The sequence below is a fragment of the Luteibacter sp. 1214 genome, from assembly GCF_031455395.1.
In the GTDB taxonomy this organism is placed as follows: Bacteria; Pseudomonadota; Gammaproteobacteria; order Xanthomonadales; family Rhodanobacteraceae; genus Luteibacter; species Luteibacter mycovicinus.
Window position 1 is genome coordinate 1 of sequence record NZ_JAVDSQ010000009.1, and the last position, 24,788, is coordinate 24,788.

Here is a 24,788-nt window from a genome sequence, read left to right on the forward strand (position 1 = left end):
CCGGTGGGCGGCTGTCCCGGCCGCTTGGCCCCCCACCGCCCTTCGCCTGCGGGGGCACGCCCCCCACAAACACCCCCCCACGACTCCCCTCCATACGTGGCATCGCATTTCGGCGCGAGCAAAGCGCGGTTCTGAGTCGGGACGCCGCTTTGCGCTTGCTGCCCATAAACCGCACGGCATGGAGGGTGCCGTCGGGTGTCGTTCTCGGAGCGCTTCCGCACGTAGGCGAAGGCCGAAGGAGGACCTAGCGACGAGAATGGCACCCGACGGCGCCTTGCCCTCAGCGCAAATGCCGCCGCGAAGGCGAAGCCGAGCCCGAACCCGAACCCGAACCGCTCAGAGCCGCCGCGGCGCCGTCGACCCACGCACCACCAGATCCGGACTGAAGCCCTCGTTGGCCAGCACATGCGCCGGATCGTCGTGTTCGAGTTCCGCGATCAACCGCTGCGCCGCATGCCGGCCGATTTCCTCGGTGTTCTGCCGCGCGGTGGTCAGCGCCGGCCAGGATTGCTTCGAAAACGGACTGTCCTCAAAACCGGCGATCGACAGCTCCCACGGCACGTCGACACCGCCCGAACGCGCGGCAGCAAGGACACCGGCTGCGATCTCGTCGTTAGATCCGAAGATCGCGGTAGGCGGCTCCTTCAGCGCAAGCAGCTTGCGCGCGCCACGAAAACCATCGTCGAACGAATAGTCGCCCTCAACCACCAGCTTCTTGTCGACCGGCAGGCCATATTCGCGCAGCGCATCCTCATAACCCTGATAGCGCTCCGGGCTCGACCGGTGCTCCTTGCCACCCCAGAGGAAGCCGATGCGGTGATGGCCCAGCTGGATCAGATGCTCGGTAATGGCATACGCCGCGTCACGGTCGTCGACGAAAACGCACGGCCAGCCGTCCTGGGGATCCTGCCGCGCGGAAATGATCCGTACAAACGGCACCTTCTGCTCGGTCAGCGCGGCGAGCAGCTTCGGCTGCTCGGACATCGGCGGGCAAAGAACGAGGCCGGCCAGCCGGTTGCGCCGGACCAGATCGCACAGCTGATCGGCCAGCTTGGGCAGCGACGAATCGCAGGGATGGATCTGCAGGCCGAAGCCGCGCTCGCGGCAGACCGAGAGCACGCCGTTCTGCATGGCGATGACGTAGTGCGCATTGGGATTGTCATACACCAGACCCAGCGCATACGTGCGCTGGCTGCGCAGGCTGCGGGCGGCCTGGTCGGGTTGGTAATCCAGCGCATCGATAGCGCGCTGCACCTTTTCACGGGTGCGGGCGTGGACGGACGGCTCGTGGTTGATGACACGGGAGACGGTCTTCAGTGACACGCCGGCCCGTTCGGCCACGTCCTTGATGGTAGGGCTTCGCAATCTACGACCCTCGATAGCAGGACGGCCATCCTACTGGATGGCCGCCGCGGAGCGAAGATACCGGCTTATCTGCCGCCGTGCTGGCCGACCCGGTGGCCGGCCGCGCCGTAGTAAAGGATGTACAGGTAGCAGGGGACCATGACGCAGAGGAACACGGCCTGGAAGTCATAGACCTGCTTGAGGTGCGCGAAAATCTGCGGAATGAGCGCACCACCGGCGATGCCCATGATCAGGAAGGCCGAGCCGAATTCGGTCAGGCGGCCGAGCCCCTTGATCGCCAGCGGGAAGATCGCCGGCCACATCATCGCGTTGGCGAAACCCAGCGCGGCGACGAAGGCGACCGAGGTGTAACCGGTGGTCACGTACGTGCCGATCGAGAACAGCACACCGAGAATCGCCGAAATCGCAAGATAGCGCTGCTGCGACACGAATTTCGGAATCAGCAGCAGGCCCGCGACGTAGCCGAGCAGCATGGCGAACAAGGTATACGAGGTGAAGTGCTTGGTGTCTTCGGGCGTCATGCCGAAGCCCTGACCGTACGTGCCGATGGCATCGCCGGCCATCACTTCCACACCCACATACACGAACAGGCAGAGCACGCCCAGCCACAGATGCGGGAAGCTGAAAACGCTGCCCTTGTCATGACCGATGGCCCGCTCGGAATTGTCGTGCGACGCCTTGATTTCAGGCAGCGACGAACGCACCACCCAGACCGCGAGCACGACCAGCAGTGCCGCCATCACCATGTAGGGCATGTGCACCTTGGCCGCGAACGCGGCCAGCAGCGCGTCTTTTTCACCAGGTGTCGCCGCGGCGGCGATCTGCTTGTCGAACGAGCCGATGTTGCTCATGACCACGGCGCCGAACACGAAGGGTGCGAGCGCGCCGGCGATCTTGTTGCAGATGCCCATGAACGCGATGCGTTGGGCCGCGCTGTCGATCGGACCGAGGATCGAGATATACGGATTGGACGCGGTCTGCAGCAGCGAGAGGCCGGCGCCGATCACGAACAGACCGGTCAGTGCGCCCGGATAGATACGCATCGTGACGAACTGGCCGAACATCACGGCGCCGATGGCCATGACGAACAGGCCAAGACCCATGCCCTTCTTCATGCCGGTCTTCTTCAGGATGAAGGACGAGGGCAGGGCGAGGAAAAAGTACGAGAGATAGAAGGCCATCGGTACGAGGAAGGCGTTGACGTCGTCCAGGTTGAAGGCCAGCTTGACGAACGTGATCAACGGCCCGTTGAGCCAGGTCACGAAGCCGAAGATGAAGAACAGGACGCCGATGATGATCATCGGTACCAGGCTGGAATGGCGTGTCTCTTCGACAGCACCTGCAGTGGATGACATGGATGTTCCCCTCACGTGGTATGCCCCTAATTTGTCCCTTTATTGACTCGTGTGCGCAACGTTGTCAATCGGAAGAATCGCGCGACGAAAACGACCGGCCCCATTTCTGACTTTCGATGTCGCGGCGCGTCAAACCGCTTGCGCGCCAACCCCATGCCCGCCGCGAGGCCGTGCGACGCAAGGTCGTGGAGGCCGTCGACGTCATGTGAAACCGTTTCCTGTTGCAGTGCGTGATCGATTGCGCAATGTCCTAGCCATTTGTCCTGTTGACAACGTTGTCATTCCGATCACAGACTGAAGACGAATCAGGGGCATCAAGGGGCAGGGCGTGGGCGAATCGGCCAAACAGCGGGATCTTCTGCGTGCGTCGCGGTCCGGGGCGTTCATCGCCGCCGACGTGGGCGGAACGCATGCCCGTATCGGCCTGGTCCGTCGTTCGTCCGGTTCGAATGCCATCGATGTCCTGCGCTACGAGCGCTATGCCTGCGCCGACTGGCCCAGCCTGACCGCCGTGCTCGGCGATTTCATCGGCCGTCTCGACGGCCATGAAGCGATCGAACACTGCGCCGTGGCCAGCGCCGGTTACGTACTGGGCGACGCCATCGTCAACGAGAACCTGCCCTGGCCGGTCTCCATCGGTGACATCCGTGAAACCCTCGGACTGCACGGCCTGGCCGTGGTCAACGATTTCGAAGCGGTGGCCTACGCCTGCCAGTTCCTGCGCAGCCACGAAACCACCGCCATCATCGAGACCAGCGCCGAGCCGGCCGTCGGTCCGATCCTGGTGATGGGTCCGGGTACGGGCCTGGGATCGGCGGTGCTCCTGCCGGGCTCGCCGCACGCCACCGTGCTGCCGACCGAGGCCGGTCAGATTTCCTTCGCGCCGGGCAACGAGCGCGAGGTCGCCATCCTCGGCGAACTCGCCCGCGGCCGCGATTACGTGTCGTACGAGACCGCCCTCTCGGGCCCGGGCCTCGTCAACCTCTACAAAGCCATTTCGACGCTGCGCGGGACGCCCGCGACCCTGACCGAACCGGCCGCTGTCACCAGCGCCGCACTCAGCGGAGGCGACCCCGCCGCCGTGGAAGCGCTGGATGTGTTCTGCGGCGTGCTCGGCAGTTTCGTCGGCGATCTCGCGATGCTCTACGGCGCACGCGGCGGTGTGTTCCTGGCTGGCGGCATCCTGCCCCAGGTCCGCGATCACCTGCTCGCCAGCAGCTTTGCCAACAGGTTCTTCAACAAGGGCGTGATGCGCGCCTTTCTCCAGCAAGTGCCGGTACGTCTGATGGACCACGGACAGTTGGGAGTGATCGGTGCCGCCGGTCTCTACCTGCACGGTTCGACCGCTCAGTGAAGAGCGGGAAAGGAACGCAGGCTCAGTAAGCCACCGGGTCGCAAGACCCTTCGATAGCAACGAAAGCTTTTCCTCTGAGGGGAGGACACCATGTCGCATCGTAGAAACCTGCTCGCGGCGAGCATCATCGCCGGATTGTGTTGTTTCACGGGTATGGCCGCCGCGCAGGACGCGTCGACAGCACCTGCGAAGACGCAGACCGCCCAGGAAAAAGCTGACGCCGCCAAGGCCGCGCAGCTCGAGGGCGTCACCGTTACCGGCATCCGGGCCAGTCTCGAGAAGTCGCTGGACACCAAGCGCAATGCCGACGCGATCGTCGAGGCCGTAACGGCCGAAGACATCGGCAAGTTCCCCAACACCAACGTCGCCGAAGCGATGACGCAGATCCCGGGCGTCACCATCGACCGTCAGTTCGGCCAGGGCGACCGCGTGTCGATCGACGGCACCGATCCCAGTCTCAACCTGACGTTCCTGAACGGCCAGCCCGTGTCGCAGACGCCGTGGCAGTACGGTGCGCAGCCGAACCGTGGCTTCGATTTCACCATGCTGGCGCCGGAAATCGTCGGTCGCCTGGAAGTCTACAAGTCGCCCGAAGCACGCCTGACCGAAGGCAGCCTTGGCGGTACCGTGCTCCTGCACACACTGCAGCCGCTCGACCTGCCGGCCAACACCGTTCGCGGTTCGTTCGGTCTGAACTATAACGACCAGGGCACGGCGGGCTCGCGCCCGAACGGCTCGGCGCTGTACAGCTGGCATAACGACAGCAAGACCTTCGGCATCATCAGTTCCATCCAGCATTACGAAGAGAAGATCGACCGCCAGGGCTTCGAGATCTTCAGTTACAGCCCGGTATCCAAGTGGGCCGCCAGCCCGGCCGTCGCCGCCGGCATCGCCAACGGCACGCTCGATCCGAATGCCAAGGTGCCCGACGAGATCAACTCGGCGTGGTTCCAGCAGAAGCGCAAGCGCGACACCGCGACGCTCGGTTTCCAGATTCGTCCCACGAACAACTGGGACATCGACATCAACAGCCTGTTCGTCCGCGAGAACTTCGACAACTGGAACCAGTCGCTGTATCCGTTCACGGGCGCCACGCCGGGTAACGTGACCAGCTTCAACCAGGGTCCGAACGGCGTCGTCACGGGCGGCCATGTCTGCGGCAACGACTCGCCGAACTGCCCGGCCATCGCGCAGGACACGTTCGACAGCAACATTCGCAAGTCGGTCGTGCGCACGTCGGCTTTCGACCTGAAGTCCGAGTACCGTGGCGACAGCTGGAAGGTGTCCGGCGCCGCCGGTTACAGCAAGGCCGAAAACAACAGCATTTCTCAGGCGGTGATGGAGCCGGTGTACGCCGGCGGTTACACCTGGGACATCAACAAGGGCTTCAATTTCGACAGCCCCGCCGCCGCACGCGATCCGGCCAACTGGCACATGGGTGACGTCGACGGCCTCGGCGGCTGGCCGGGCAACTACGGCAACTATTCCGCATCGTCACGCGATACGTACGGTCAGCTCGATTTTTCGAAGTATTTCGATTCCTTCATCAACGAAGTGGCCGTCGGCTACCGCTGGAATCGTCATGAAGAAGGCATGCAGGCGCATGTCTATGGTGGCAACGCACCGACCAACCTTGCCGCGCTCGGCTTCGGCGGTTTCACCCACACGCTGGACGCTCTCGATGGCCTCGACGGTTCCGCGAGCCACGTGATGCCGGACAAGGCAGCACAGTACGCGTGGGTGCGTAACACCAACGGTGGCAACGAAGACCCGGGTACGTACCTCAACGGCACGTATAACCTGGTCGAAAAGACCAATGCCGCTTACGCCCAGGCGAATTTCGCGGGTGGCGGTTTCCACGGCAACTTCGGTATCCGCTACGTCGACACCAAGACCGACGGCTCGGGCTTCAACTACAGCGGCGCCCCGGTGCTCCCGGCACCGGCCGGTTCGTGGCAGACCTCGTCGCGTACGTCGAAAAACTGGCTGCCCAGCCTCAACGTCGCGTACGACCTGACCGATGAAGTCGTGCTGCGTGCCGCAGCCGCCAAGGTGATCGCGCGTCCGCCGTACAACATGCAGGTGAACAACCTGTTCCTCAACGATTCGGTGCTGACCGGCTCGGGTGGCAACCCGGACCTGAAGGACTATAAGTCGAAGAACTACTCGGTCTCCGCCGAATGGTATTTCGCACCGCAGTCCTACCTGGCCGTCACTGGCTTCCTGAAGCAGATCGACAACTACACGGTCGTCGACTCGGCCAACGAGACGCAGTTCAACTCCGGCCTGGTCAACGATCCGACGACGTTCGCACGTCAGGTCGCGCAGGGTCTGTGCACCGCCGACGGCTTCTGCACGTACTCGATCAGCCGTCCGCGCAATACCGGCTCGGGCAAGGTTCGCGGCGGCAGCATCAGCTATCAGCAGGCGTTCTGGGATACCGGCTTCGGCACGACGGCGAGCTATACCTACGCCAAGGGTACGCTCGATTCCGGCGGCGCCCTGCCGTACAACTCGCAGAACGCCTACTCGATCAGCCCGTACTACGAGAACGGTCCCTTCAGTGCCCGCGTCACGTACAACTGGCGCAGCAAGTATCTGGCCGGCGGTTACATCGCCGGTGCGCCGCCGGCCACCACGGCCGACTATGGCGACCTGGGTGCCACGCTCGGCTGGAAACTCAACAAGGCGGTCTCGTTCACGCTCGCAGGCATGAATCTGACCAACGAGAAGTACAAGCAGTACCTGACCGTCACCTCGATGCCGGTCGCCAAGTACACCACCGGCCGCCGCTACATGGCCTCGGTGCACTTCGACCTCTGATACGCGGTACGTCCGGGCGGCCATGGATGGCCGCCAACCCCTCTGAAGCTCCATTCCCCACGGGCCCGATCCTCCTTATCGGGCCCGCTTTTTTTTGCTTCCCACCGTCACGATGGTTCGCCACAATCGTGGCCCGAACGTCAGACCTCCGGAGTCATCGATGCGCCGTACCCTCCTGCTCGCCCTGGCCGTCGGCCTCACCGCTTGTGCCGATCAGCAGCCGAAACGCGAGACGGGTCCCGTCGATAACATGCCGCTTTCCCTCATTCCGCAGCCTGCGCAGCTTCAGCGCACGCCGGGCCGCTTCAAGCTCGATGCCACGGCGACCATCGCGGTGACGCCCGGCGATACCGCGGCGAAGCACGTCGCCGCTCAGCTGCAGAGCTGGGTTCGTCAGGCGCGCGGCATCACTCTCGCCATCGTCGAGGGCAAGCCGAAGTCGGGCGGCATCAGCCTGGCCACCAGTGCGGCGATCAAGGGCCGCGAGGCCTATACGCTCGACGTCGACGGCAAGGGCGTGCGCATCGCCGCCAACGATGAAACAGGCCTCTTCTACGGCGCGGTGACCTACTGGCAGCTGCTGACCGATCCGGCGGCCCAAGGCGGCGTGCCCGGCGTGCACATCGTCGATGCCCCGCGCTTCGAATGGCGCGGCCTGATGCTCGACTCCAGCCGGCATTTCCAGTCGGTGAGCGAGATCGAGCACCTGCTCGACCAGATGGCGATGCACAAGCTCAACACCTTCCACTGGCACCTCACCGACGACCAGGGCTGGCGACTGCAGATCGACAAGTATCCGAAGCTCACCGAGACCGGTGCCTGCCGCAAGGCGATCGGTCCGGACGTCGCCCTCACCGGTGGCGATGACAAGCCGTACTGCGGCTTCTACACGCAGGACGAGGCGAAGCAGATCGTCGCCTATGCCGCCGAGCGCCACATCACCGTCGTGCCGGAAATCGAAATGCCCGGTCATGCGCAGGCGGCGGTCGCGTCCTACCCGAAGCTCGGCAACGGCAAGAAGCTGGCGGTCTCCGGCGACTGGGGCGTCAACACGGCCTTGTTCAATACCGACGACGCCACCTTCGTGGTCATGCAGGACGTGCTCGACGAGGTCATGGCGATCTTCCCGTCGACGTATATCCACGTCGGTGGCGATGAGGCGGCCAAGGACGAGTGGGAACATTCGAAGGCGGTGCAGGCGAAGATGAAGTCGCTGGGCATCACGGATGAAGAGAAGATGCAGGGCTGGTTCGTCGCCCGCATCGGCGACTACCTGGACAAGCACGGTCGCCGCCTGATCGGCTGGGACGAGATCCTCGACGGCAAGGTGCCGGCCACCGCCACCGTCATGTCGTGGCGCGGGACCAGGGGCGCGATCAAGGCGGCGAATGCCGGCCACGATGTGGTCATGGCGCCGTCGCCGACGCTGTACCTCGACCAGCTGCAGTCCACGCTGCCGGACGAGCCGCCGGGCCGCCCGTCCGGCCAGACGCTGAAGACCCTCTACGATTTCGAACCGGTGCCGTCGGATATCGCGCCCGACAAGGCCGACCACGTGCTTGGTGAGCAGGTCACGCTCTTCACCGAGTACCAGCCCAACTGGTACCGCATTCAGCACGCCATCTTCCCGCGTATCGCCGCGGTCGCCGAGCGCACCTGGTCGCCGAAGGCCGACTGGAACAGCTTCATCGCAAGGCTGCCGGCGCAGATGTCGCGCTATCGCGCGGCGGGTATCGTCCCGGCGGACAGCGTCTATGCGGTAGCGATCGCCACGGAGGCCGCCGCGGACGACAAGGCGCGCGTCACGCTCTCGACCCAGAGCGGCTACGGCACGATCCGCTACACCACCGACGGTTCGGCACCGACCGCGCAGTCCACCGCGTACAGCGCGCCCTTCGACGTCGCGTTGCCGACGACGGTGCGTGCGAATGCCTTCGCGGGTGGCTTCGGTCTTGCCGGCCCGCGCGATCGCGCGATCGATGCGAAGTCGCTGCTGCACCGCTCCAGCGATGAGCTCGACACCTGCGGCGACAAGCTCGTGCTGCGCATCGAGGCCGCCAACGCCGTCGATGGCGTCCGCCCGGTCTACAAGGTGGACATCATGAATACGTGCTGGGTGTGGAAGGGGGTCAGGCTCGATGGTCGCTATGGCGTCGATGTCACGGTCGACCGCCTGCCGTACAACTACGCCCTGTGGAAGGACACGGCGGGCATCGTGTCACGCAAGGCGCGCTCGGCGGCTGGTGAGATCGAAGTACATCAGGACACCTGCGACGGCCCGAAGCTGAGCACCATCCCGCTGGCGCCCGCGAAGGACAGCCGCGCCACCTTGCAGGGCATCCTGCCCAAGCGCGAGGGGACGCATGATCTCTGCTTCGTGGTCACGGGCAAGCCCGGCCCGAAGCTCTGGGTGATCGGCGATATCCAGCTGCGCTGATTAAAACGACAACGCGGTCGGGAAGGTCGCGTGGCGCTGCAACGCGCCGCGCGCTTCCCGCTCGTCATCACCCTCGAGCGGCGTGAGCGTGACGAACTTCCCCGCCACCATCGCCGCCAGCGGAATCCCGTCACGGATGGCGATGCGGTTGCCGATGACCGAAGGCACTTTCACCGAAGCCACGACGTTGCCGACCAGATTCGCCGGGTCCGTCCCCGCGATGCAGACGATCTCGCCGTCGTGCTCGCGATGACGGATCTGCCGCAACGCGGGCAACGCCTCCGGCAAGGCGAACTGCTCGCCGACCAGACCGTCGACGAAGCGCCCGCCGCGAATCTCCCCGCGCGCTTCCAGCCGGTGATATACACGACGCAGTTCGCGCCATGACGGCAGCCACGCGGCCTCGCGCTCGAGAATCTTCCAGCTGACCACACCGTAGCGACGCAGCAGCGTGCGTGCGATGTGCTCCAGGCCATCCGCATCGTTGCGTTGTTCGCTGGGCCGGCGCGCGAGCGACCAGCGGCCCGCGTCTTCGATGCCGCTGAGCATGTGCCGCCGGGTGCGGCGGTGACGGCTCCCGTTACGCTTCGCCGCGGGCAGCAGCAACGCACGTAAGCCGGCGAAGCTGTCCGCCGTGACGCGGCCCGCCGCGACCAGTTCGCCCAGTGCATCCTCCAGTTCGGTACGCAGGAGACGAGTCGTCGTCGCGATCTCGTCGAAGAACAACGCGCCTTCATCGCGTAACGCATCGGCTACCGCCTCCGCACGTGAAGACAGCACGGTCTCGACATCGGGCGGTGGTGCGGCGGCGGACCACACCGACAGCTGGCGACGCGGCAGCAGCACGATGGGTGTCGCGCGCACGGGGCCGCCACTGCCCGTGCTCAGACGGAGACGGCTCCATACGACCCGGCCCGCACGGCAGAGGTCGTCCAGCCAGCCGATACCGTAATCACCGACGCGCGCGGGCAGCAGTTCGGATTCCCACGCGCCAGCGGCCGCCTCGAACCCTTCGAGCTGGCCGATGACGCCCGCCAGCGCGTCCGGACCGGCGACCTGAGTGGCCCGGGTCAGGTGCTGCCAGTCGAGCAGGAAGCGCAGGTAGTCGCGCGGTGCGACCGGTTCGATTTCGCGACGCAGGCGCCCGATGGTGTACCGATGGATGCGTGCGAGCAGATGACGCTCGCACCACTCGTTGTCCGTCACGCCGGGCGAGAACGGCCCGCGCATGACGTAGCCCTCGGTTTCCAGCGAGGTCAGCGCGAGATCCACGTCGCTTGTGGAGACCCCGAGCGATGAAGCAAGCACACCCGCCGGGACCGGGCCGAGACCGCCGAGGCGTCCGCGTACCAAATCGATCAGCGCCGATTCGGGCGTCCACAGCGGCGACTCGAACTCGGCCGGCGCGGCAATGGCGGGTGTCAGTCTGGCGTCCGGGTGGATGGCGCGCCACGCGGGCAGGCGTTCCGCCGCGACCCACAGGGTCGTGGTGCCGGTCGACAAGGCCGTCGCGCGCGCATCTTTCGCCAGTGCGGCGAGCAGCTTCGCCCAGCTCGTGTTTTGCGACACTTCCGCCTCGGTCACCGCGCCGAGCTGCACCAGCGCCTCATGCATCTCATCGGCACTGCGCGCCTCCGGCCATGCTTCCTCGCGCACCGACGCGATGGCGTCTGCGTCGAGCCGGCCGAGATCGTCGGCGGTCTCGGCATCGTTCCAGCGCCGCGACTGCACGGCCTGCGTACGACGCTCCTCCAGCGGCGCGTCGTCGAGGAAGGCGTAGGGGGCGGCGCTGAGCACCTCGGCGGCCAGGGGCGACGGTGTGGCGAGGTCGCGCGCCACCATCCTGATCGCTCCCGACTCGAGGCCACGAAGAATCGTCAGCCATCCTTCGCTGTCCATCGCTTCATGCAGGCAGTCTTCCAGCGTCTGCTTCACCAGCGGATGGTCGGGCACTTCCCGCTCGCCGACCAGATTTTCCGCGCAGGCGACCTGATCGGGGAATACCGTGGCCAGCAGATCTTCGCTTTTCATCCGCTGCAATTGCGGTGCGACTTTCCTGCCGCCGGTGAAGCGCGGCAACGCCAGCGCGGTGGTCGCGTTCCAGCGCCAGCGCACACCGAACAGCGGCGCATCGAGCAAGGCCTGGATCAGCACGTGCTCCGCCGAATTCGAGTGCAGGTAACGCGCGACTTCATCGAGCGGGAAGCTGTGGCTGGTCGACAACGAAAGCACGATGGCGTCTTCGGTGGCGGCCGCCTGCAGTTCGAAGTTGAACTTGCGGCAGAAACGTTTGCGCAGGGCGAGGCCCCACGCCCGGTTGATCCGGCTGCCGTAAGGCGTGTGAATGATCAGCTGCGTGCCGCCGGATTCGTCGAAAAAACGCTCCATGACCAGCGTTTCGCGGGTAGGCAACGCACCCAGCGCCGCGCGTGCACGGAACAGGTAGTCCACGATCTGTTCCGCGGCCGCTTTCGAAAGGCCGAGGTCGGACATCAGCCAGTCGAGCGCGCCCTCGCGACCGCCTTCGTCGAACTTTGCCGAGATGTCGGTACGCAGGCGCGACACACCGATGGACAGCTCATCGGTACGGCCCGGTGCCTCGCCCAGCCAGAACGGAATGTTCGGCGGCTGCCCTTGCGCATCCTCGACGCGCAGGCGGCCCATCTCCACGCGGATGATCCGGTAGGAACGGTTGCCCAGCTGGAAGACGTCGCCCGCCAGGCTCTCCACGGCGAAGTCTTCGTTGACGGTGCCGACCACGGTCGATTGCGGTTCCAGCAGGACGTTGTAATCGCCCGTCTCGGGGATCGTACCGCCCGAGGTCACGGCGGTCAGCCGGGCACCTCGACGCTCACGCAGGCGTTTGTTGACCGCGTCGCGATGAATGTACGACCCCCGCGGGCCCACGCGCGTGGTGAAGCCTTCGGCCAGCATGCGCACGGTCTCGTCGAAGGTGGTCCGGCTCAGTTCGCGGAAGGGATACGCGCGACGGATGAGATCGTACAAGGCGTCCTCGTCCCATTCCTGGCACGACACTTCGGCGACGATCTGCTGGGCCAGGACGTCGAGTGGCTCGTGCGGCATGATCAGCGCGTCGAGCTCGCCGCGGCGTACGCAATCCAGCAGCGCCGTGCACTCGATCAGGTCGTCACGCGACGTGGGGAAGAGGCGGGCTTTCGGGGTACCGCCGACGTTGTGGCTCGCACGGCCCGCGCGTTGCAGAAACGCCGCGATCGAGCGCGGCGACGCGATCTGGCAGACCAGGTCGATGTCGCCGATATCGATACCCAGCTCGAGCGACGCGGTCGCCACCAGGGCGCGCAACTCACCTTTCTTCAGGCGTTGCTCGGCGTCGAGACGCTGATCGCGCGACAGGCTGCCATGGTGCGCCGTCACCGCGTCGCGGCCCAGCCGCTCGGAGAGATGGCGCGAGAGACGTTCGGCCATGCGCCGCGTATTGACGAAAATCAGGGTGGTGCGGTGCTGCTCGATCAGGTTGGCCAGCCGGTTGTAGACCAGCTCCCACATGTCGTTGGACATCACCGCTTCGAGCGGTACGGGCGGTACTTCGAGGGCGAGGTCGCGCTTGCGCGCATGCCCGATGTCGATGATGGCGCAGTCGTCGTGCGCGCCCCCGGTCAGGAAGGCGGCGACCTTCTCGATCGGCTTCTGCGTGGCGGACAGGCCGATACGCGTAATGCGACGCTGCGCGAGCGCTTCCAGCCGCTCCAGCGATACCGCCATATGACTGCCGCGCTTGCTCGCGGCCACCGCGTGGATCTCGTCCACGATGACCTCTCGCACGTCGCGCAGCATCGTCCGGCCCGAGTCGGAGCCCAGCAACACGTAGAGTGATTCCGGCGTGGTCACCAGGATGTGCGGCGGCCGACGCTTCATGCGCTCGCGGTCCGACGACGGGGTGTCGCCGGTGCGTACCGCGGTGCGGATCTCGAGGTCGGGCAGGCCTTGCTGGCGCAACTGCTCGCGAATGCCCGCCAGGGGCGCCTCGAGGTTGATCCGGATGTCGTTCGACAGGGCCTTGAGCGGCGAGACGTACAGGATGGTGGTGCGGTCGCGCAGACCGCCGTCACGCACGCCTTCGCGCACCAGCGCGTCGATGGCGGAAAGGAAGGCGGTCAGTGTCTTGCCCGAGCCCGTGGGCGCGGCGACCAGCGTCGGGCGCCCCGAGCGGATCGCCGGCCACGCGGCGACCTGCGCCTCCGTGGGCGCCGGAAACGTGTTCGCGAACCAGGCCGCGACGGCCGGATGAAAAGCGGCGAGCGGCGTCGACTTTTGTGAATTCATTGAACCACTTAAGTGGGGGCCGACGGCTTGCCGGACAAGCCTCTAGACTAACCCTCACCCGTCTCGCCGGTTGCGATGAAAACGTTACTTGGCGATGGTTGCTCGTTTCCCCCCGGATCGAATGGAAAACCATGTCCGATATCGCGCGCCGCTCCGCCCTCGCCTTCGCCGTCGCCGCGGGCCTCTCCGCCTCTGTCAGCGCCGCCACGCCGCCCGGACGGCCCTGGATGGACCGCTCGCTGTCGCCGGACCGCCGTGCCGAGCTGCTGGTCTCGGCGATGACCGACGATGAGAAATTCCGCATCATCCGTTCGGACTTCGGCCTGGCCAGCGACAAGCATGGCGTGCCCGAGGGTGCGGTCGGCGGTGCCGGCTACGTCCCGGCCCTGCCCCGCCTCGGTCTGCCCGCCATCAACGAAACGGACGCCGGCCTTGGCGTGAACAAGCCCGGCATCGACGGTAAGGGCGCGATCTCGCTGCCGGCCGGCCTTGCCACCGCGGCCAGTTTCGATACCGCCATCGCCCATGCCGGCGGTCGGATGATCGGTGGCGAAGCGCGCGGCAAGGGCTACGGCGTGCTTCTGTCCGGCGGCGTGAACCTCGTGCGCGACCCGCGCAACGGCCGCAACTTCGAATACGCGGGTGAAGACCCGGTGCTCGCCGGCACCATCGTCGGTGCCACCGTGAAGGGTGTGCAGGAGGCGAAGATCGTCGCGACGGTGAAGCACTTCGCCATCAACGACCTGGAGACCGGCCGCAACACGCACAGCGCCGAGATCGACCCGGTCGCCCTGCGCGAGTCCGACCTGCTGGCCTTCCAGATCGCCATCGCCCACGGGGATCCCGCCTCGGTGATGTCTTCGTACAACCGCATCAACGGCACCTTCGCGGGCGAGCACGACTGGCTGCTCAACCAGGTGCTGAAGCAGGAATGGGGCTTCAAGGGCTTCGTCATGTCCGACTGGGGCGGCGTTCACAGCGGCGCCAAGGCCGCGCTGGCCGGTCTGGATCAGGAATCGGCGGGCGAGGTGTTCGACAAGGAAGTGTTCTTCGATCAGCCGCTGCGGAAGGCCGTCGCCTCGGGCGAGGTGCCGAAGGCGCGGCTGGACGACATGGCGAAGCGGATCATGCGCAGCCTGTTCGCCCACGGCGTCATCGACGACCCGATCCCCACCAGGGCGACGAAGCCGGTCCCCTACGTGGCCGACCGTCGCATCGCTCGTGACGGTCTGGAAGCCGGCGCGGTCCTGCTGTGCAACGAGGGTGGCCTGCTGCCGCTGTCGCGCAAGGGCCAGTCGGTCGTGGTGATCGGTGCCCACGCCGACAAGGGCGTGCTCGCGGGCGGTGGTTCGTCGACCGTCACCGATGAAGGCGGCGATCCGGTGCCGGGCCTGGAGCCCACGGGCTGGCCGGGTCCCGTGCGCTATCACGCCTCCGCGCCGCTGACTTTCATGAAGCAGCTGGGCGAGAAGGTCAGCTTCGACGCCGGCACCGATGCCGCGGCCGCCGCGAAGGCCGCCGCGTCCGCCGACGTGGCGGTGGTCTTCGTCAGCAAGTGGGCTGCCGAATCGTATGACGCGCCCGACATGGGGCTTTCGGCGGCCGATAACGCCCTGGTCGCCGCCGTGGCGAAAGCCAATCCGAAGACCGTCGTCGTGCTGGAAACCAATGGCGCGGTGAAGATGCCGTGGCTCGACAGCGTCGGCGGTGTGCTGCAGGCCTGGTACCCGGGCTCGGGCGGCGGCGACGCGATCGCGCGCCTGCTGTACGGCGAAGTCTCGCCCTCGGGTCGTCTGCCGGTCAGCTGGCCGAAGGACGAATCGCAGCTGCCGCGCCCGGTGATTCAGGCGGCTGGCCTGGGCAACAAGGACGCGCCGGCGGACAGCATCGACTACAACATCGAAGGGGCCGATGTCGGCTACCGCTGGTTCGAGAAGACGAAGCGCGAGCCGCTGTTCGCTTTCGGCTACGGCCTGACCTACTCGAGCTTTGCCTACAGCGACTTCGCGGTCGATAAGGACGCGAAGGGCAACCCGGTGGCGCATGTGACGGTGAAGAACACCGGCAAGGTCGCCGCCGCCGATGTGCCACAGATCTACGTCACCGCGCCCGATGCGGCCACGCGCCGTCTGGCCGGGTGGAGCAAGGTCGCGCTCGGGCCGGGTGCGAGCCGTCGCGTCGACATCCCGCTCGAGCCGCTCGCGCTGGCGCGCTACGACAACGCCGGCAAGCGCTGGCGCGTGGCGCCCGGTGCTTACACCGTGCGGCTCGCCCGCTCGGCGACGGATGTCGCTGGCGAGAAGGTCGTGACGATCGGTGAGAGCTTTCCGGTCGTCAAGGCACCCTGAGGTCGGGGTAGGGGCGAGGTGCTGGTGGGAGCCGGCGCTGCCGGCGAGCCCGGTCGCGACGGCCTGCACGGCGTCGCGACACCCGATCGCCAAAATGCACGCATGAACCTGCGCCCCGTCCTCACCGCCGCTTTACTCCTGTCTCTCGCCGGTCCGGCGTTCGCCGATCCGCCGGACTTCGACCGTCCCGGCGCCGGCTTCGCCACCAGCGTCCTCCCCGCCGGCACGCTGGCGCTCGAACAGGGCCTGCCGACCTACGAACGCCAGCGTCAGGACGGCTATCTCGATCGCACGTACAGCGCCGACAGCCTCATCCGCATCGGGCTCGGTGGTCCGGCTGAACTTCAGGTCGGTGGCTCCGCCTGGAACCGTCTGGAAGAACGCGGCATGGGCTCGCGTCGCCATGCCGTCGGCCACGGCGACACCAACGTCGGTGTGAAGATCGCACCGGGTGGCTCGTCCGATAGCGGCAACGGCTTCAGCTGGGCCGCGCTGGCCAACGTCACCTTCGCCAACGGCGACGAGGATTTCGGCAACGGCGCGAAGCAGTACAGCCTGGGCGCGACCGGCCAGTGGCAGCCGGACGACAACCACCAGAATACGCTTTACGCCAATGTCGACCGCCTCAAGGGCAGGAACAGCTGGACGCTGGCACCGACGTTCGGCCGCAAGTTCGGTGAAAACTGGATGGCCTACCTCGAAGCCGACGCCATTCACGACGCCGAGGACGGCAACGAACTGCAGGCCGGTGGCGGTGTGGCCTACACCATCGGCGACCATGCGCAACTGGATGCGTATGCCCTGCATCGCATCGGCGGCCACGGTCCTTCCTTCATCGGTGGTCTGGGAATTTCCGTCTTCTTCGGCAAGAAGGCCTAAGGCGATCGATTGGCTCGCCGCATGGCGCGTATCACCAGCGCCGTGCCGACCAGACCGATCAGCAGCCCGACTCCGCCGCCCCACAGCGAGCCCGGACGGTTGTCGATAAGGTAGCCAAGGCCGAAGCCCAGCAGCGCGAAGAGAGGAATTGGTAGGCAGCCCATGGGGCAAGCCTACAAAAAAACATGGCCCTCGCGCTCACGCGGAGGGCCATGACGACCGTCCCTGGGTCGGGTGGTAAACCACCTGGATGCGGCCCGACGAAGCCGGCGCAGCACCACCGCCGATGAAGGGGGGGATCGATCCTGATTCTAGGGACAGACGGCATCCTGCCGTCGGATCGGTCATCGGCGATTCGTTAGTCCGTCGCGGCACGGGGCCGGTGGGACATGACGCTATCTTCCGTACCTGATCCGACGAGGGATATAGGAGGATTCTTAAAATTAGCACCGGATTGCCCTACACGGGCCGGGTGCTGCCCGCGCGGCGCTCAGGCGGGCGAGCGACGACCGTGCGACGGATTCATCGATCCCGATCCCGACCGGCTGCCGTCCGAGCGCTCCTTGTGCTTGCTCGTCGCCGGCCGTGATTGCGGCGGCGACAGAGCGACACCGCGGCTGGCCAGACTGCGCAGGCGAGCGGCGTCGGAGGATCCGTAGTCCCGTTGTCCCGGTGTGCGTTGCATCGATCGTCTCCTACCGTACTTCCCACCCGAGTCGGCAGGTTGAGCGCTCAGGAGGAAACTTTCGGTGGCAGGGCGGTGAACGTTCTGTGACAGCGTTTCAGGAGCCGTCGGCCGAAAAAGCCGTTAAGGCGATGTCGACGCCTTCGCCGGCATCCGTTCGATCAGTTCCGTCGCCAGGACGTCGTAATTCTCATCGAAGTGGTGCGAACCGGGCTTCTTGTACACGGTGACGAACGCCGGCAGCCTGGGATCGGTGCAGCCGCTGTCGTCCGCGTCTTCCGTCCCGTAGTAGCACGCCATGGGCGGGTGGCCACCCAGCGCGGCCATGGGGGGGAACGCGTCCGTGTGCACGACGGGATGGATCCACTGCATGAGATTGTGAGTGTGCGTCGTCCACCAGCCCTGCTGCATGTAGCCCTCGAGTTCGATCTCGAAGTTGACGTCGCGGCTGGCTGAAAGCAGAACCAGCTGGGTCAGCCTGGCCCGGTTGTCCGGCCTCAGCTTACCGACGATGGTCGGCAGCACGTCCGCCCCGAACGAGTACCCGATCAGCAGCACGCGCTGCTTGTTCCAGAGCTTCGTGTAACGGTCCAGCAGTCCGTCGAGGTCATGGGCTGACTCATCCGGCGAGCGATAACGCCAGAAATAGGTGAACGTGCTCACACCCGCTACCGGCAGGCCGCGGCCGGTGAACACGGCACCCAGGCGCTGATCGAGATCCCACCAGCCGCCGTCACCGGAGTAGATGACGACGAGGAGATCCTCCTGGCCCCTGGGCGGCGCCGTCAGGGCGGGAAGTTCGACCGTGGACTTCTCCATGGACGCACGCGTCCACGGATGCCATGCCAGCACGCCGAGCACGAGGAGGACGCCGATGGCGGACAGCACATAACGCAGGGTTTTTTTCACGATCTTCCTCACCGGCGGACCACGCCGCCGATGCCACCGGAAATGAGGCTGGCGACGTTGGCCAGGGCCAGCGGCAGCGCGATACCGCCGGGCACCGCGATATAGCGCGGTTCCCATTCGGGGTCGAACTTGTCTTTGTAGCGATGCAGGCCACGGAAATTGTAGAAGCGCTCACCGCGGCCGAACACCATGGCGCCGAAACGGCTCCAGAGCGGCGCGGTACGGCGGTTCTGCAAGCCGGACAACGGCGCCATGCCGAGATTGAACCAGCGATAGCCCTGAGCCTTCGACCAGACCATCAGCTCGATGAACAGGAAGTCCATGATGCCGGAGGGACCGTCGGGAAGGTGGCGCATGAGGTCCACGGAGGCTTCTTCCATCGACTCGGTGAGGAACATGTTGGCGAACGCGACCGGCTCGTCGCCCTGCCAGACGACGGCCATCGGTGTGCGACAAAGATAACGCTCGTCGAACAGACCGAGGGAAAAACGCTTCTCGCGGACCTTCTTGTCGTGCATCCAGGCGTCGGAAATCGCCTTGAGGCGCGGCAGCAACGCGGGTACGCCCTCGGCGGGAACGATCTCCATGCGCAGGCCGTCGCGCTGCAACTTGTTCACGGTGCCGCGCAGCGTCTTCTTCGACTTGCCGTCGAGGTTGAACGTTTCCAGCCGTACCCGTGCTTCCTCGCCGATCTTCAGCAGGCTCATGCCCACATCCAGATACAGGTCCAGATCTTCCGGGCGCACCTGGTAGAACAGGGGCCAGCCGCCGGCGCGCTCGCATTCCTCGCGGAAGCTCCACACCAGTTCACGGCGCGCGTCCTCGTCGGTGCCGACGGGGTCGCCCATGGCGACCCAGCTGCGTCCTTCCACGTCGTACATGATGAAGGCGCGGTCGTCCGGTGCGAACCGCAGCATCTTGTCGCCGACCAGCGCCAGATGGGCCTGGGCGGAGTCGAACGACTTCACCAGCGGCAAGGCGCGCGCGATCTCCGCCTCGCCGGGACGGGTGCGTCGGGTACGCGCCGGGCGGATCAGATTGGCCAGACCGAACAACAGCAGCGCGGCCATGGCGCCGACCAGCGCGCGAAGTGCCCGCGGCGCACCGCCGTGGCGGAAACTGAACTCCCACCACAGGTTGTTGCTGTATTCGACGTGCTTGAAGCTGAAGAAGACCAGCCAGGTCGAGCACGCCAGTACGGCGCCGATGGCCAGCACCCAGCCGGGCGAGAAGCTGGCGCGGAACAGCGACGCACGGCGGTAGAAATGGCGGTGGGCCGGTGCCAGCGCCAGGGCGAGCAACGACAGCAGCGTGGCCTCCTCGTAGTCGATGCCCTTGAGCATCGAGAGGACGGCGCCGAGTACCAGCAGCACCAGCGTCAGGACGTAGGCCGCGTCCAGGCGGCGCTGCAGACCGCGCGCGAGGATCAGCAGCATCATGCCGACGACGCTGGAAAGGAAGTGCGAGACCTCCACTAGTGGCAGCGGGACGAAGCCGCGCAGGATTTCCATGCGCCCGGGGATCGCCAGGGTGGCACCCGAGAACAGAAGGACCGCGCCGGCAACCAGGGTCAGCCCGGCGAAGAACGGCGGCAACAGGCCGCTGAACCACGGCGTGATGAGGGCGGCGTGGCGCAGCGCGCGGATCTCCCTCCAGACCACCAGCACGGTCGCCGCGCACAGCGGCAACAGGTAATAGACGGCGCGGAAGACAGTCAGCGAGCCGAGGATCGGAGCCTCGAGCCCGTGGTTACCCGTCGCGCCGAAGCCGGCCAGCATCACCGCTTCGAACACACCCAGCCCGCCGGGCACATGGCTGATCAGGCCGGCCATCTGGGCCAGCACGAAGATCGCCAGAAAGTGACCGAAACCCGCCGAGATCTCCTGCGGCATCAGCACGTAGAGCACACCGGCCGCCAGGCCCCAGTCGAGCGCGCCGATCAGAATCTGCCGTGCCGCCATGGCCGGCGTCGGCGTGTTGATCGCCCAGCGCCAGATACGGATGGGGCGGCGCACGGTGACCGAGGCGACGAACCAGGCCAGCGGCACCAGCGACAGGACGATGGCCAGAGGGATGCGCAGGCCCGACAGCGGCACGTCCGGCGGAATGGGCACCAGCAGCAGGGTGACGCCCGTCAGCGCGCACAGGCCGAGCCAGAAGCTCAGGGTCGTATAGAGCACCACGCGGGCGATCTCACCCGGCGTCAGGCCCGCCTGCACGTAGAAGCGGTAGCGGATCGAGCCGGAAACGAGCAGCGACATGCCCAGCGCGTTGGAGAAGGCATAGCTGATGAACGAGATCAGCCCCACGCGCTTGGGCGGCAGCCGTTTACCGACGCTGGCCAGACCGAACCAGTCGTAAAGCGTCATCACGGCGAAACCGGCGCCGGTCAGCAGCACGGCGAGGGCGATATCGCTGTTGGGCAGCGCGTGGACATAGCCGCCGATCTGGCGGTAGGTCACTTCGCTGGCCATCGACTTGAGCGCCCAGAGGGCGAGGCAGAGCAGTACGACGGACAGCAACGGGCCGCCGGCACGACGGATCAGCGTCGCGTACAGCGCAGGCTTGGTGGCCAGGGGTTGATCGGTCGTCGGGAGCTCCGCCCTTGTTTCTTCTCCCACGGTGCCGTGGCTCCCAGTCGTATCGATCCTAAGACTGCGTAGGTTGCCACAAGGCGCGTTCTCGCGGCAGATCGGCTTTTCCTGCGAGGCCGGAATCGCATCTTTATCCTGCGAAGCTGGAACTAAGCTCCGGGAAAGCCAGACGTAAGCCCGCGTGCATACGCTCATGGCCGATCCTGGCCGTGCACCGGCCGGCTTTTTCTTGCGAGGCGTCATGACCCCTGTTTCCTCCGCGCCAGGCGCCCTTCGCCAGCGCTTCCGGCCGTTGCTGTGGTTCGGCATCCTGTTCGTCGGCGTCGCCTTCCTCGTCCGCCTGGTCCTCCTGATCAAGACGGGACACGAGGTTCCGGCCAGCCCGGCCAAGTGGCTGTACCTGTTCCTGGTCGGCTTCGGCTACGACGTGGTCGAGTTCGTCTATTTCGCCTGGCCGATGCTGCTGGTGCTCTGGCTCCTGCCGCGGCGCGCCTACGTCTCGCGCTGGGGCCAGCGGATCTTCCTCGGCTTCTGTTTCGTGCTCGCCTTCTTCGTGCTTTACCTGGCGGCGGCCGAGCTGGTGTTCTGGGGTGAGTTCAGCGCGCGATTCAACTTCATCGCGGTGGACTATCTGGTCTACACCCACGAGGTCGTCGGCAACATCCGCGAGTCGTACCCGATCGTCACCTGGTCGCTCATGCTGCTGGCCGCCACCATCGCCCTGATGTTCTTCAGCCGCCACGCGCTGGCGGCGCGAGACGATGGTTCGCGCTTCGGCGCGCGCAGCGCGGTGGTCGGCGTCTGGCTGGTACTGACCGTCGTCGTCAGCTTCGCCGTCGACGGCTCCATGAAGGACCGCTCGGACAACAACTACGTCAACGAACTGGCCGGTAACGGGCCTTACCAGTTCTTCGCCGCGTTTCGCGAAAACGAACTCGACTATGCCAAGTACTACCCGACATTGCCGGACAAGGCGATGTTCGCCAACCTCCGCGCGCAGCTGAAGACGCCGGACGCGACGTTCACCAGCGACGATCCGATGGATATCACGCGCACCATCGCCGGTGACGGCCCCGAGCAGAAGCTCAATGTCGTGCTGATCAGCGTCGAAAGCCTGTCCGGCGACTACGTCGAAGGCCTCGATGTCAGCAAGCACAAGCACCTGATGCCCAACCTGGATGCGCTGGCCTCGAAGAGCCTGTTCTTCAGCCAGCTCTATGCCAACGGTACGCGTACGGTGCGCGGGCTCGAAGCGCTGGCGCTGTCCGTGCCGCCGACCCCGGGCGAATCCATCGTCAAGCGCCCGGACAACGAAAACCTCTGGTCGCTCGCGGACGTGTTCAACGCGAAGGGCTATGCCTCCGAGTTCCTCTACGGCGGCTATGGCTACTTCGACAACATGAACCACTTCTTCGCCAGCAATGGCTATACCGCGGTGGATCGCAATGCCATCGACAGCAAGGACATCCACACGGAGAACGTCTGGGGTGTGGCCGACGAGGATCTGTTCACGCTGGTGATCAAGCGTATGGACGACGCGTATGCCAAAGGCAAGCCGTATTTCGGCCACGTCATGACGACGTCCAATCATCGCCCGTTTACTTTCCCCGAGGGGCGCGTCAACCTGCCCCAGGGCCGTCGCACCGCGGCGGTGGCGTACACGGACTGGGCGCTGGGTGACTTCCTCAGGCGCGCCGCGACGAAACCCTGGTTCAGGGACACGATCTTCGTCATCACCGCGGACCATTGCGCCACCAGCGCGGGCAAGACGAGCCTGCCGGTCGATCGTTACCACATCCCGCTGTACATCTACTCGCCGGCACACATCGCACCGGGCCGCGTGGATCGGCTCATGAGCCAGATCGATATCCCGCCGACGATCCTCGGCCTGCTGCATTTCAGCTACACGTCCCGCTTCTACGGCTATGACCTGTTCAAGCTGGAGCCGGGCCGCGAGCGTGCCTTCATCAGCACCTATCAGGAGCTGGGCTACCTGCACGGTGAGACCCTGACCTCGCTGGTGCCGCGCCAGCCGGTAAAGGAAATGCTGCCGCAGCGGGCGACGGGCGATGCCACGCCGGTGAAGACCTTCGATCAGGCGGACGCGGATGCGGCGATCACGTACTACCAGTCGGCGGCGTATCTGTTTACCAACGGCCTGATGAAGCACGGAGCGCCCCACCAGACGGCCGCGACAACCTCACCCGGCTCCTTGTAGGAGCGACCCTGGTCGCGACACCAGCGTGCCCGCAAGCCCCGTGTCGCGACCGATGGGTCGCGTCAGCGGCCCGATGCGGCGCGCTGGCGTACGTCGGCGAAGCTCCAGTCGCTTAGCAGTTCACCGTTTTCCCAGACGGTGACCATCGCTTCCTCCCAGCCGTGTTCCAGCTGATCGGCGGGTAGCGAGACCGCACCGTCCGGCAGCGCCACGGTGCGGTAGCTGCCGTACTCACGGTGCCGCACCAGCGTCATGCGGCCGCGCTTGGACATCTTGCCCTGATCGGTGACGGGGTCTTTCCAGACATCGCGCCACTCGCCGTCGATGCGTGCGGCGGAACATTTCAGGGCGAACTTCTGCGTGTCGCGGGTGAGCTTCTGCAACAACGCGCCACCCATGCCGAAGGCCAGGTTGTCCGCCGAATACCCGGCCGCGCTGAGTCGTTCGAGGATCGCCCGGATGCTGCCGGGGTTGACGCCGTCGCCCTGGATCACGCGGACGTGGTTGAGCACGCGGTAACCCTTCGCGTTGACCGTGCTGCCGAAGGCGTCGTTGAGCAGGCTGACGCAGCGATGGACCACCTCGACCGGATCGCCGGAGTCGGGACGTATGACGACGGTGGCACCGGAGGCGATGACGTCGTCGCGCAGTGTCTTGCCCCAGTGCTCGCCGATCGCGTGATAGATGTCGTAACTGTCCGACACGACGGCGACGAGCGACCCGGGTTTCGCGAAGCGCCTTAGCATGTTCCGGTAGGCGTCCACTTCGTGTTCGCGACCCCAGCTGGTGATCGTGCTGTGCTCGGCGGCGGGTATCGAATAACCCGCCATGGGCTCGCCGTAGAACGCACGTGCGGCGAGCACGCCCGACACCGTATCCGTGCCCATGAAGTTGACCAGGTGCGCCATGCCGCCGAGGCCGGCGGATTCCGCGCTGGAGACGCCGCGCGCGCCGAAGTCGTGCAGCTTGAAGGGAATCTGTCCGGCGGGATCGTCCGAGGTTTTCTCCAGGTAGTGCAGGATGGTCCGGCGTGCCTGCCAGCTGATGGTCGAAACCGTCACCGGATACCAGAGGCGCAGCAGCAGGGTCTCGAGGTAAGACGGCAGCCAGTAGGCTTCGGGGTCCGTGGATTCGATCGTGACGAGCGCCTGGTGCGTCGGCACGACATGGCCTTCCGGAACGGCGCGTATACGTACAGGCAGGCGACCGCCGTGGACATCCACGATGCGGCGCCAGCCGTCTTCATTGAAAGGTTCGCCATGCGCGGCGAAGAAGTCGCGCGCCTCGTCGACATGGGCGTGGGTGACGATGCGCCCCAGCTGAGACTTGAGGATGGCCTGCAGGCCGAAAAACACCGTGCTTTCATACGTGCCGCCGCGCGACTCCACGTAGAAGAACGTGGCGTCCGTCCCGGGCGGGTACTGCAGCCAGTGGCTGGCCTTGTAGCTGTCGGTGTCGAGAACGGGGTTGTCGAGATACGCGGTGCTGTGGGTCGTCATGACCCACAGCATACCTC

Annotated in this window: 14 protein-coding genes; 6 read left to right on the forward strand and 8 right to left on the reverse strand. The window is 65.8% G+C overall.

Features of this window, described 5'->3' with window-relative positions:
* Nucleotides 1–336: 336 nt before the first annotated feature.
* Nucleotides 337–1,365, reverse strand: coding sequence for a LacI family DNA-binding transcriptional regulator (locus J2X57_RS17215; RefSeq protein WP_036116807.1), 1,029 nt, complete (start codon nucleotides 1,363–1,365; stop codon nucleotides 337–339).
* Between the two features lie 65 nt (nucleotides 1,366–1,430).
* On the reverse strand, nucleotides 1,431–2,720 hold the full coding sequence (locus J2X57_RS17220; protein WP_036116805.1) for a sugar MFS transporter: 1,290 nt from the start codon (nucleotides 2,718–2,720) through the stop codon (nucleotides 1,431–1,433).
* Between the two features lie 328 nt (nucleotides 2,721–3,048).
* On the opposite strand from J2X57_RS17220, the gene glk reads away from it, so the two are divergent.
* From glk to J2X57_RS17235, 3 genes are all read left to right on the forward strand, one after another.
* The gene (gene glk, locus J2X57_RS17225) at nucleotides 3,049–4,074 is read left to right on the forward strand and encodes a glucokinase (RefSeq protein ID WP_051944126.1); all 1,026 of its coding nucleotides are present in this window, start codon (nucleotides 3,049–3,051) and stop codon (nucleotides 4,072–4,074) included.
* A gap of 90 nt (nucleotides 4,075–4,164) precedes the next feature.
* Nucleotides 4,165–6,897: a TonB-dependent receptor gene (locus tag J2X57_RS17230; RefSeq protein ID WP_036116803.1), complete on the forward strand. Its 2,733-nt coding sequence runs from the start codon at nucleotides 4,165–4,167 to the stop codon at nucleotides 6,895–6,897.
* A 160-nt stretch (nucleotides 6,898–7,057) separates the two neighbouring features.
* Nucleotides 7,058–9,334 carry a family 20 glycosylhydrolase gene (locus tag J2X57_RS17235; RefSeq protein ID WP_309868974.1) on the forward strand — a complete coding sequence of 759 codons (2,277 nt, stop codon included), beginning with the start codon at nucleotides 7,058–7,060 and terminating at the stop codon, nucleotides 9,332–9,334.
* Here the strand turns inward: J2X57_RS17235 and J2X57_RS17240 are convergent, their stop codons facing one another.
* Nucleotides 9,335–13,639, reverse strand: coding sequence for a DEAD/DEAH box helicase (locus J2X57_RS17240; RefSeq protein WP_309868976.1), 4,305 nt, complete (start codon nucleotides 13,637–13,639; stop codon nucleotides 9,335–9,337). It lies immediately after the preceding gene.
* Between the two features lie 131 nt (nucleotides 13,640–13,770).
* Between J2X57_RS17240 and J2X57_RS17245 the strand changes: the two genes are divergently transcribed.
* Both J2X57_RS17245 and J2X57_RS17250 read left to right on the forward strand, forming a co-directional pair.
* Nucleotides 13,771–15,987 carry a glycoside hydrolase family 3 C-terminal domain-containing protein gene (locus J2X57_RS17245; protein ID WP_309868979.1) on the forward strand — a complete coding sequence of 739 codons (2,217 nt, stop codon included), beginning with the start codon at nucleotides 13,771–13,773 and terminating at the stop codon, nucleotides 15,985–15,987.
* 102 nt (nucleotides 15,988–16,089) lie between these two features.
* On the forward strand, nucleotides 16,090–16,866 hold the full coding sequence (locus J2X57_RS17250; protein WP_308845937.1) for a transporter: 777 nt from the start codon (nucleotides 16,090–16,092) through the stop codon (nucleotides 16,864–16,866).
* Here the strand turns inward: J2X57_RS17250 and J2X57_RS17255 are convergent.
* From J2X57_RS17255 to mprF, 4 genes are all read right to left on the reverse strand, one after another.
* Nucleotides 16,863–17,030 carry a hypothetical protein gene (locus J2X57_RS17255; protein ID WP_197056521.1) on the reverse strand — a complete coding sequence of 56 codons (168 nt, stop codon included), beginning with the start codon at nucleotides 17,028–17,030 and terminating at the stop codon, nucleotides 16,863–16,865. The two genes, J2X57_RS17250 and J2X57_RS17255, sit on opposite strands and share 4 nt — an antisense overlap.
* Before the next feature lie 326 nt (nucleotides 17,031–17,356).
* Nucleotides 17,357–17,551 carry a hypothetical protein gene (locus J2X57_RS17260; protein ID WP_308845936.1) on the reverse strand — a complete coding sequence of 65 codons (195 nt, stop codon included), beginning with the start codon at nucleotides 17,549–17,551 and terminating at the stop codon, nucleotides 17,357–17,359.
* Between the two features lie 123 nt (nucleotides 17,552–17,674).
* Nucleotides 17,675–18,460, reverse strand: a complete 786-nt coding sequence (locus J2X57_RS17265; protein ID WP_308845935.1) for an AcvB/VirJ family lysyl-phosphatidylglycerol hydrolase — start codon at nucleotides 18,458–18,460, stop codon at nucleotides 17,675–17,677.
* An 8-nt stretch (nucleotides 18,461–18,468) separates the two neighbouring features.
* The gene (mprF, locus tag J2X57_RS17270) at nucleotides 18,469–21,081 is read right to left on the reverse strand and encodes a bifunctional lysylphosphatidylglycerol flippase/synthetase MprF (protein WP_239739922.1); all 2,613 of its coding nucleotides are present in this window, start codon (nucleotides 21,079–21,081) and stop codon (nucleotides 18,469–18,471) included.
* Nucleotides 21,082–21,295: 214 nt separating this feature from the next.
* On the opposite strand from mprF, the gene J2X57_RS17275 reads away from it, so the two are divergent.
* On the forward strand, nucleotides 21,296–23,272 hold the full coding sequence (locus J2X57_RS17275; RefSeq protein ID WP_309868983.1) for a sulfatase-like hydrolase/transferase: 1,977 nt from the start codon (nucleotides 21,296–21,298) through the stop codon (nucleotides 23,270–23,272).
* 62 nt (nucleotides 23,273–23,334) lie between these two features.
* On the opposite strand, the gene J2X57_RS17280 is transcribed toward J2X57_RS17275, so the two are convergent.
* The gene (locus J2X57_RS17280; protein WP_036118708.1) at nucleotides 23,335–24,771 is read right to left on the reverse strand and encodes a nicotinate phosphoribosyltransferase; all 1,437 of its coding nucleotides are present in this window, start codon (nucleotides 24,769–24,771) and stop codon (nucleotides 23,335–23,337) included.
* Between the last annotated feature and the right edge of the window lie 17 nt (nucleotides 24,772–24,788).